This is a genomic window from Candidatus Accumulibacter meliphilus, from assembly GCF_036625345.1.
Taxonomy (GTDB): domain Bacteria; phylum Pseudomonadota; class Gammaproteobacteria; order Burkholderiales; family Rhodocyclaceae; genus Accumulibacter; species Accumulibacter meliphilus.
This window is the reverse complement of the sequence record NZ_JAZKTZ010000003.1, coordinates 542,171-550,885: the sequence shown is the minus strand read 5'-3', so window position 1 is coordinate 550,885 and position 8,715 is coordinate 542,171. Positions and strand designations below refer to the sequence as shown.

Sequence of the window (8,715 nt, the reverse complement as noted above, 5' to 3'; positions counted from 1 at the left end):
GCTGGTCAGCTCGCGGGCCGATTTACGTCGGCGACTATTTTCGCTATAATCCAACGGTTTTCCGGTCGCCCCTTGTGGGCACAACTTTTCGGGGATGGGCGTTTCGCCCATTTTTTATTTGCAGCCATGGATGTGCACGAAGTTCTTGAAAAAACGGTGTCCGGCCTCGGCTACGAGTTGGTCGATGTCGAGCGCAGTCCGCGTGGCCGTGTGCTGCGCGTCTTCATCGACAAGCCGGACAAGCCGCGCGGCGTCGATGTCGAAGACTGTGCGCTGGTCAGCAATCAGTTGTCGCGGGTATTGATGGTCGAGAACTTCGATTACGATTGTCTCGAGGTCTCCTCGCCGGGGATCGACAGGCCGTTGAAGAAGGAGGCTGATTTCGAGCGTTTCGCGGGGTCCGAGATCACTCTCAAGCTGCGCTTGCCGTGCAATGGCCAACGCAACTTCAAAGGTGTCCTGCAGGGTGTGCACGAAGGCAGGGTGCGCTTGCAGATCGATTCGGGCGAGGTGGTATTCGACCTGGTCAATGTTGACAAGGCGCGTTTGGTGCCCAACTTCGACCTGGCAAAATCGACTGATAGGCTGGTTTAGGAGGTAATGAGCAAATGAGCCGCGAAATCTTGCTGCTGGTAGATGTCCTGGCACGTGAAAAGAACGTCACCAGAGACATCGTCTTCGGCGCGCTGGAAATGGCGCTGGCGTCGGCTACCAAGAAGCGCATCCACGACGACGCGAATGTTCGCGTGGTGGTCGACCGCGAAACCGGCGATTTCGAAACCTTCCGCCGCTGGGAGGTCGTTGCCGATCCTGACTTTCTTGACGAGGAGGAACAGCTCCCCTTGTCGGAAGCGCAGGTTCAGGATCCCGAGGTCGAGGTCGGTGACTTCCTGGAAGAGGCGCTGGAGCCGATCGATTTCGGCCGTATCGGCGCGCAAGCGGCCAAGCAGGTGATTCTGCAGAAAATCCGCGACGCCGAGCGCGAACAGATTCTCAATGATTTCCTGGCACGCAAGGAACATCTGGTGATCGGTGCCATCAAGCGCATGGAGCGTGGCAACGCGATCATCGAAACCGGCAAGATCGAAGCCTTGCTGCCGCGTGACCAGATGATTCCGCGCGAAAACCTGCGTGTCGGCGATCGCGTCAAAGCCTATCTGCTGCGTATCGATCGTGCTGCCCGCGGGCCGCAGTTGATTCTCTCGCGAACGGCGCCGGAGTTCATCATCAAGCTGTTCGCGCTGGAAGTTCCGGAAGTCGATGACGGCTTGCTGGAGATCAAGGCGGCTGCCCGTGACCCCGGCATGCGCGCCAAGATCGCGGTGAAATCCAACGACCAGCGTATCGATCCAATCGGCACCTGCGTCGGTATGCGTGGCATGCGGGTCACGGCGGTGACCAATGAACTGGCCGGCGAGCGCGTCGACATTGTCCTCTGGTCGCCAGATCCGGCACAGTTTGTCGTCGGTGCGCTGGCGCCGGCGGAAGTCAGTTCGATCGTCGTCGATGAGGAAAAGCATTGCATGGACGTGGTGGTCGACGAGCAGAACCTGGCGATTGCCATCGGTCGTGGCGGCCAGAACGTTCGTCTCGCTTCGGAAATGACCGGCTGGACGATCAATCTGATGACCGAAGACGAGGCGCAAACAATGGTCGAGGCCGAGGCCGCAGCGATGCGCGTATTGTTCATGGAAAAGCTCGATGTCGACGAGGAAGTGGCCAATATCCTGATCGAGGAAGGGTTCTCGACGCTCGAGGAAGTCGCTTATGTGCCGGTCCACGAAATGCTCGAGATCGAGTCCTTCGACGAGGCAACGGTTCAGGAGCTGCGCGAGCGTGCGCGAAATGTTCTGCTTACCGAAGCGATTGCTACCGAAGAGAAGATCGAGGATGTCGCCGAGGATATGCTGAGCCTTGACGGGATGGACAAGTCCCTGGCCGGAAAGCTGGCGGGAAGCGGTATCAAGACGCGTGACGATCTCGCCGATCTGGCGGTTGACGAGCTCACCGAATTGACCGGCATGGATACCCAGCGGGCTAAACAACTGATCACCACGGCGCGTGCGCACTGGTTCGAGTAAGCGGGAAAAAGGAATTCATATGGCGCAAACAAGTGTTGCCCAATTTGCTACCCAACTGAAAATGCAGGCGGGTGCCCTGCTCGAGCAGCTGAATCGCGCCGGTGTCACCAAGAGCGAGGCGGATGATCTGCTCTCGGAGCAGGACAAGTCCAGGCTTCTGGAGTACCTGCGGCGTTCGCATGGCGGTGAGGCCAAGACCAAGATTACCTTGACGCGCCGAGAAACCAGCGAGATCCGGTCGCAGGATTCGCACGGAAAATCGCACACGGTCCAGGTCGAAGTGCGCAAGAAGCGCGTTCTTGTAAAACGTGAGCCGACCGAGGCGCGAGCCGCTGCCGCCGTGCAGCCGCCAGAGGCCCCCGCAGCCGCCGGCGCGGGCGAGGAAATCGCCGAGGCAGCCCTGGCGCCGGTGTTTGAGCCGGTGCTCACGGACAACGCCGCGCCGGCGTTTGTGGCCGCTGTCGAGCCGGTCGCCGAGCCGGCTGTCGAAGAAAAAGCCGAGCCACTACGCGAAGCGCCCACCGAAGTGCTCATCGAGACGCAGGCCGAAGCGGTGCTTGAAGCGAAGGCGGAAGCAGTGCCTGAAGCAGTGGTCGAAGCGGTGGTCGAAGCAAAGACCGAAGCGGTGGCCGAAGCCAAGGTCGAAGCGAAGCTCGAGCCAGTGGTCGCGGAAAATGCCAGGCCACCTGCCAGAAAAGCCAAGGTCGAAGCCGGCGGCAGAAAAGTGGTGACGCGGGCATCGATCATCGGCGAGGAGCAGCAGAAACTGCGCGCCGAGGAAGAGCGGCGTAACGCCGAGTTGCGTGCGCTGCAGGAAGCCGAGTTCAAGAACAAGCAGCAACGCGTTGTCGACCTGGCGCGGGCCAAGCAGGATGCCGAAGCCAAGGCCGTCGCGGCCAAGGCCGCCGGGGTTGCCAAGCAGGTCGCCGCACAAACCGCCAGCGAACGGCCGGCGGAAGACAAGACCTTGCACAAGCCGGTTGGCAAGCCGGCCAGCACCGACAAGAAAATGCCGGAGAAGAAAGCCGCTCCCGACAAGAAGGGCCAGTGGAAGAACGAAGGTGCCAACAAGCGGGCGGGGCTGCGCACGCGCGGCGCAACCGGTGCTGCCGGCTGGCGGGACAACAAGCATGGCAAGCGCGGCGGTCGCGGTAGCAGTGCCGATGAAGAACATTCCTTCCAGGCACCCCTCGAGCCGGTCATGCACGACGTTTCTGTCCCGGAGACCATCTCGGTCGCCGACCTTGCCCACAAAATGGCCGTCAAGGCCACCGAGGTGATCAAGGCGCTGATGAAGATGGGCTCGATGGTGACCATCAATCAGGTGCTCGATCAGGAAACGGCGATGATCATCGTCGAGGAAATGGGCCACAAGGCGTTTGCCGCCAAGCTCGACGATCCGGATGCCTTCCTCCTTGATGACGAAGGCGTCGACCACAAGGATGCGCCGCTCGAACCGCGTGCGCCGGTGGTGACCGTCATGGGCCACGTCGATCACGGCAAGACTTCGCTACTCGACTACATTCGCCGTACCCGCGTTGCCAGCGGTGAAGCGGGTGGCATCACCCAGCACATTGGTGCCTATCACGTTGAAACAGCGCGCGGCATGGTGACTTTTCTCGATACGCCTGGTCACGAAGCTTTTACGGCGATGCGTGCCCGCGGCGCCAAGGCCACCGACCTGGTTATCCTGGTCGTTGCCGCTGACGATGGCGTCATGCCGCAGACGCGCGAGGCGATTCACCATGCCAGGGCCGCCGGCGTACCGCTGGTGGTGGCCGTGAACAAGATCGACAAGCCCGGCGCAGAGCCCGAACGCGTGAAGCAGGAACTGGTTGCCGAACAGGTCGTACCCGAAGAGTATGGCGGCGACGTACCGTTTATCCCGGTTTCGGCGAAGACCGGGCAGGGTATCGACGAGTTGCTCGAAAACGTCCTGCTGCAGGCCGACATGCTCGAACTCATGGCGCCGACGGAATCGCCGGCCAAAGGTTTGATCATCGAAGCGCGGATCGACAAGGGTCGCGGACCGGTGGCAACGATGCTGGTCTTGTCGGGAACGCTGCGCCAGGGCGACGTCGTGCTGGCTGGCCAGGTCTTCGGTCGGGTGCGCGCCATGCTTGACGAAAACGGCAAGGTGATCAAGGAGGCAGGACCGTCGATCCCGGTCGAAATCCTGGGTCTTTCCGATGTCCCGGCGGCCGGCCAAGAGGCCGTGGTGCTGGCCGACGAACGCAAGGTGCGCGAAATCGCGCTCTTCCGTCAGGGCAAGTACCGCGACGTCAAATTGGCGACCAAGCAGGCGGCCAACCTCGAGAGTATCCTCGATACGATGACCACCGCCGAAGCCAAGGTGTTGCCGTTGATCATCAAGGCCGACGTGCAGGGATCTCAGGAAGCGCTGGTGCAGTCGCTGCAAAAGCTGTCGACCGCGGAAGTCAAGGTCAACGTCATCCACGCAGCTGTCGGTGCCATCAGCGAGTCCGATGTTCATCTGGCGCAAGCATCGAATGCGGTGATTATTGGTTTCAATACTCGTGCCGACGCCGGTGCGCGCAAGGGGGCCGAGCATTCGGGTGTCGATATTCGCTACTACAACATCATCTACGATGCGGTAGACGAGGTGAAAAGCGCGCTTTCCGGCATGCTCGCGCCCGAGAAGCGTGAACACATCACCGGCCTGGTCGAGATCAGACAGGTTTTCAATGCCACCCGGATTGGTACCATTGCCGGCTGCTACGTTCTCGAAGGGGTCGTCAAACGCAACTCGCGTGTGCGCCTGTTGCGCAACCATATTGTCATCTGGGACGGCGAACTGGATGGCCTGAAGCGCTTCAAGGATGACGCCAAAGAAGTGCGCGGCGGTTTCGAATGCGGTCTGTCGCTGAAGAACTACAATGCCTACGAAGAGGGCGACCAACTCGAAGCCTACGACGTTACGGAAGTTGCACGGACACTGTAAATGCCTGCCAACAAAGGTTTTTTGCGCCGGGACCGGATCTGCGAACAGATTCGCCGCGAGCTCGCCGAAGTCATCCGGACCGAGCTGCGGGACCCGCGCGTGGGCATGATCAGTTTGACCGAGGTGCATATCAGCGCCGATTACGCGCATGCCAAGGTCTACTTCAGCAGCCTGGCCGGCAGCGAACACCTCGACTCGGTGATGCTCGGTCTGCAGAAAGCATCGGGTTTTCTGCGTAGCGAACTTGGCAAACGAATCAGCATTCACAGCACACCGCAGCTGCACTTCATTTTCGACGAGTCCCTGGAACGTGGCGAGAAAATGTCCAAGCTGATCAGCGAGGCGGCGGCGATCTCGGATCAAACCGATCCTCCAGAACAGGTTTGAGTATCCGCAAGACCTGGCGACGCGTTGACGGCGTTTTGCTGCTCGACAAGCCGACGGGGATGACTTCCAACTCGGCGCTGCAAGCTGCCCGGCGCCTGTTCTCGGCGGCCAAGGGTGGTCACACCGGCACTCTCGACCCCCTGGCCAGCGGTTTGCTGCCGCTTTGCTTCGGCGACGCGACCAAGTTTGCAGTTGATCTGCTCGCCGCCGACAAGACCTACCAAGCCGACCTTATTTTCGGCGTCACGACCGATACCGGTGACGCCGATGGCAGTGTCGTCGAGCGTCGCCCGGTCGTTTTCGAGCCCAGCGAACTCGAGCCCGCTCTGGCCCGCTTGCGCGGGCCCATTCGCCAGATCCCACCGATGTACTCGGCCTTGAAGCGCGACGGCAAGCCGCTTTACGAGCTCGCCCGCCAGGGTATTGAAGTCGAACGCGAGGCGCGCGCGGTGACGATTCACGAGCTCCGCTTGCTGGACTTTTCGGGCGATCGTTGTCGGCTGTGGGTCGCTTGCAGCAAAGGCACCTATATCCGCAGCCTGGCCGAGGATCTGGGTCGTGCGCTCGACTGCGGGGCGCATCTCGCCGCTCTGCGTCGCGTCGCCGTCGGCGCTCTCGCCGTTGCCGATGCCGTGACCCTCGATGAGTTGGCGGCGCTCTCCGAAGAGGCACGTGAACGCTGGCTCTTGCCTCCCGACGCTTTGTTGCAGAGTCTGCCAGCGATCACTCTCGACGACGAGGCCGCGCTACGTTTCACACACGGCAATCCCGTTGGCAGCGCCGCGGCACCGGGAAAGTGCCGCGTTTATGGGCAGGCCCGGCGGCTCCTCGGCCTCGGCGAAGTCGATGGCCAGGGCAGCATCCAGCCACGCCGGGTGATTGGTTCGGCGTAGCGCGGGTCAGGATTCGGCGCCGCTCCTTCGCAGAACACTCTGGCCGCTCAGAGCGACGAGCCGGTGTGCGGTCGAATCTGGCCGTCTACCAGGTGCAGTCGACGCCGATTGGCCAGGGCAATCATGTCGCGATCATGGCAGGCGATGACCGCGGTGGTCTCTGGCCCGCAGAAAGCCCGCACCAGATCGATCGTCTGCTGGCGCGATTCGGTGTCGAGGTTGGCGGTGGGTTCGTCGAGCAAAAGCACTTTCGGCGCCAGCACCCAGGCCCGTGCCAGCGCCACGCGCTGTCTTTCGCCGCCCGACAGCTTCTGCGGCGGTGTCCGCAGGAGGTGGCCGAGGCGTGCCCAGGCAATTGCCGCGGCGACCAGACGTTCGCGCTCGCCCGCTTCGACACCCCTGGCGCGCAGCCCGTAGGCGATATTCTCGACCACGCTGGTATGGAAAAGATACGGCTGCTGATGGACGTAGATCACTTCCTGGCGCAGCCAGCCCGGATAGGGCGACCAGTCGAAGCGGCGTTTGCCGAAGTGGCCGACACCGCTGTCCGGTGCCTCAATGCCGGCCAGAATGCGCAGCAAGGTCGACTTGCCGCTGCCGTTTTCGCCAGTCAGAACGTAGCGCTCGCCGGCGCTCAGGCTCAGTGCGTCGATCGCCAGCAAGCGTCGTTCGCGGAAGGACTTGCTCAGCGCAGTCACTGCCAGCAGCTTCATCGGCGCGATTCCCCCTGAAAGAAGGCGAAAGCCGAATTGACGCCGAGGGCGACCACCAGTAGCACAATACCGAGGGCGATTCCCTGCGCAAAATCGCCTTTGCTGGTTTCCAGGGCAATCGCCGTCGGAATGTTGCGGGTCACGCCAGCGATGTTGCCGCCGACCATCAGGGAGCAGCCGATTTCCGAGACGATGCGACCGAAGGCATTGCAGACCGCTGCCAGCAGCGCGAAACGTACCTCGACGAGCATCGTCCAGCCAACGCGCGTCGCCGACGCCCCGAGCGCCACGGCAGTTTCCCGTGCGCGCGGGTCAGCGCCCTGGATCGCCGCCAGCGAGAAGGCGATGAGTACCGGCAGGGCGATGAGTACCTGGCCGATGACCATTGCCGTCTGAGTAAACAACAAGTTCAGTTGCCCGAAAACGCCCTGGCGTGAAAGCAGCAGGTAGAGCATCAGACCGACGACCACGGTCGGCGAGGCCAGCAGCCCCTGGATGACAACGATCAGCGCGCGCCGCCCCGGGAAGCGCAGGGTGGCCAGGAGATAGCCGCAGCCAACCCCGACCGGCATGGCGACCAGCATGGCGCGCAGGGTTACCGATAGCGAGACGCCGACGATAGTCCACAGCTCCGGATCAGCCGAGAGAAGGAGCCGCAGTGCCGCGTAGGTGGCGTCGAGGAGGCCCAAAGAGTGGGCGGCTACTGCTTGCTGGCCGGCGCCACGAAGAACAACTGTTCTCCTTTTGGCTTGAAGGCACTGATTGCCGCCCGCCCGGCGGCGCTGGTCATCCAGTCGATCAGCGCCAGCGCGTCGCTGAAGTTGATGTCCGGGTACTTGCTGCGGCTGACGGCCATGATTCCGTAGGGATTGAACATGCGCGGATCACCCTGTACCAGGATTTCCAGCTCCGTCCTTGCCTGATAGCTGGCGTAGGTGGCGCGATCGGACAGCGTATAAGCCTGCATCTCGCCAGCCATGGTCAGCACTTCGCCCATGCCAAGACCCGCCGATATGTGCCATGGCTTCCCCTGGGCGGTGATGTCGAGTGCTCGCCAGTAGCTTTGCTCCATGCGCTCGGTTCCGGAATCGTCGCCGCGCGAGACGAAGCGCGCTTGCGTGGCCGCGATTTTCCGTAGAGCCGCCAGTATGTCGCTGCCGCCGCGCACCCCGGCCGGATCGCTTTTCGGGCCGACGAGGACAAAGTCGTTGTACATCACGTCACGCCGTTCGCTGCCGTGGCCGGCGGCGACGAAGGCCTCTTCGGCCTCGCGATCATGGACCAGAACGACGTCGACATCGCCGTTTTCCGCCAGCTTGAGGGCCTTGCCCGTACCGACCGAGATGACATGCACCTTGATTCCGCGTTGCCTTTCGAACTGCGGCAGGATGGCGCGCAGGAGACCGGAATTGTCGGTGCTGGTGGTCGTCGCCAGGCGCAGATCGCGTGCTTCGATGGCGCTCGAATGCAAGACAAAGAGCAGGATGAATGCTGTTGCCAGGCGGTAGAGGCTTACGGTCATGATGGGACTCCCTTTGTTTTTTCGTCCCCCGCTTGCCGTAGACAAGCACAAGCGCTGGGCCGCGCTTTGTCGATGCCGGCGCCGCGGCCTTGATCAAGAGCATGGTGCCGCTGCTGTCAAGCGACCCGAGAGGGCTGCTGGAAAGCGAGTTTATCGA

At 62.1% G+C, this 8,715-nt stretch carries 8 protein-coding genes; 5 read left to right on the top strand and 3 right to left on the bottom strand.

What is annotated here, in order from left to right; translation table 11 throughout:
• The first annotated feature begins 126 nt into the window (after positions 1 to 126).
• The 5 genes from rimP to truB are packed head-to-tail and all read left to right on the top strand — an operon-like array spanning position 127 to position 6,323.
• Complete coding sequence (gene rimP, locus V5B40_RS08800) at positions 127 to 594, top strand: ribosome maturation factor RimP (RefSeq protein WP_332354157.1); 468 nt, start codon at positions 127 to 129, stop codon at positions 592 to 594.
• 14 nt (positions 595 to 608) lie between these two features.
• Complete coding sequence (gene nusA, locus V5B40_RS08795; protein ID WP_332354156.1) at positions 609 to 2,081, top strand: transcription termination factor NusA; 1,473 nt, start codon at positions 609 to 611, stop codon at positions 2,079 to 2,081.
• A 19-nt stretch (positions 2,082 to 2,100) separates the two neighbouring features.
• Positions 2,101 to 5,043 carry a translation initiation factor IF-2 gene (infB, locus tag V5B40_RS08790; protein ID WP_332354155.1) on the top strand — a complete coding sequence of 981 codons (2,943 nt, stop codon included), beginning with the start codon at positions 2,101 to 2,103 and terminating at the stop codon, positions 5,041 to 5,043.
• Entirely contained in the window at positions 5,044 to 5,430 is a 387-nt protein-coding gene (rbfA, locus tag V5B40_RS08785; protein WP_169067341.1) for a 30S ribosome-binding factor RbfA, read from the top strand.
• A complete protein-coding gene (gene truB, locus V5B40_RS08780; protein ID WP_332354154.1) occupies positions 5,427 to 6,323 on the top strand; it encodes a tRNA pseudouridine(55) synthase TruB in 897 nt (298 codons plus the stop codon). The genes rbfA and truB overlap by 4 nt, the downstream gene beginning before the upstream one ends.
• Positions 6,324 to 6,370: 47 nt before the next feature.
• On the opposite strand, the gene V5B40_RS08775 is transcribed toward truB, so the two are convergent.
• The 3 genes from V5B40_RS08775 to V5B40_RS08765 are packed head-to-tail and all read right to left on the bottom strand — an operon-like array spanning position 6,371 to position 8,558.
• Complete coding sequence (locus V5B40_RS08775) at positions 6,371 to 7,036, bottom strand: energy-coupling factor ABC transporter ATP-binding protein (RefSeq protein ID WP_332354153.1); 666 nt, start codon at positions 7,034 to 7,036, stop codon at positions 6,371 to 6,373.
• Positions 7,033 to 7,725, bottom strand: a complete 693-nt coding sequence (locus V5B40_RS08770; protein WP_332354152.1) for an ABC transporter permease — start codon at positions 7,723 to 7,725, stop codon at positions 7,033 to 7,035. Before V5B40_RS08770 ends, V5B40_RS08775 begins: the two co-directional genes overlap by 4 nt.
• An 11-nt stretch (positions 7,726 to 7,736) precedes the next feature.
• Positions 7,737 to 8,558, bottom strand: a complete 822-nt coding sequence (locus V5B40_RS08765; protein ID WP_332354151.1) for a substrate-binding domain-containing protein — start codon at positions 8,556 to 8,558, stop codon at positions 7,737 to 7,739.
• Positions 8,559 to 8,715 lie beyond the last annotated feature (157 nt).

Excerpts from the sequence above, each read along its gene's own strand:
- rimP (WP_332354157.1), top strand. The coding sequence starts at position 127 with ATGGATGTGCACGAAGTTCTTGAAAAAACGGTGTCCGGCCTCGGCTAC.
- nusA (WP_332354156.1), top strand. The coding sequence starts at position 609 with ATGAGCCGCGAAATCTTGCTGCTGGTAGATGTCCTGGCACGTGAAAAG.
- infB (WP_332354155.1), top strand. The coding sequence starts at position 2,101 with ATGGCGCAAACAAGTGTTGCCCAATTTGCTACCCAACTGAAAATGCAG.
- rbfA (WP_169067341.1), top strand. The coding sequence starts at position 5,044 with ATGCCTGCCAACAAAGGTTTTTTGCGCCGGGACCGGATCTGCGAACAG.
- V5B40_RS08775 (WP_332354153.1), bottom strand. The coding sequence starts at position 7,036 with ATGAAGCTGCTGGCAGTGACTGCGCTGAGCAAGTCCTTCCGCGAACGA.
- V5B40_RS08765 (WP_332354151.1), bottom strand. The coding sequence starts at position 8,558 with ATGACCGTAAGCCTCTACCGCCTGGCAACAGCATTCATCCTGCTCTTT.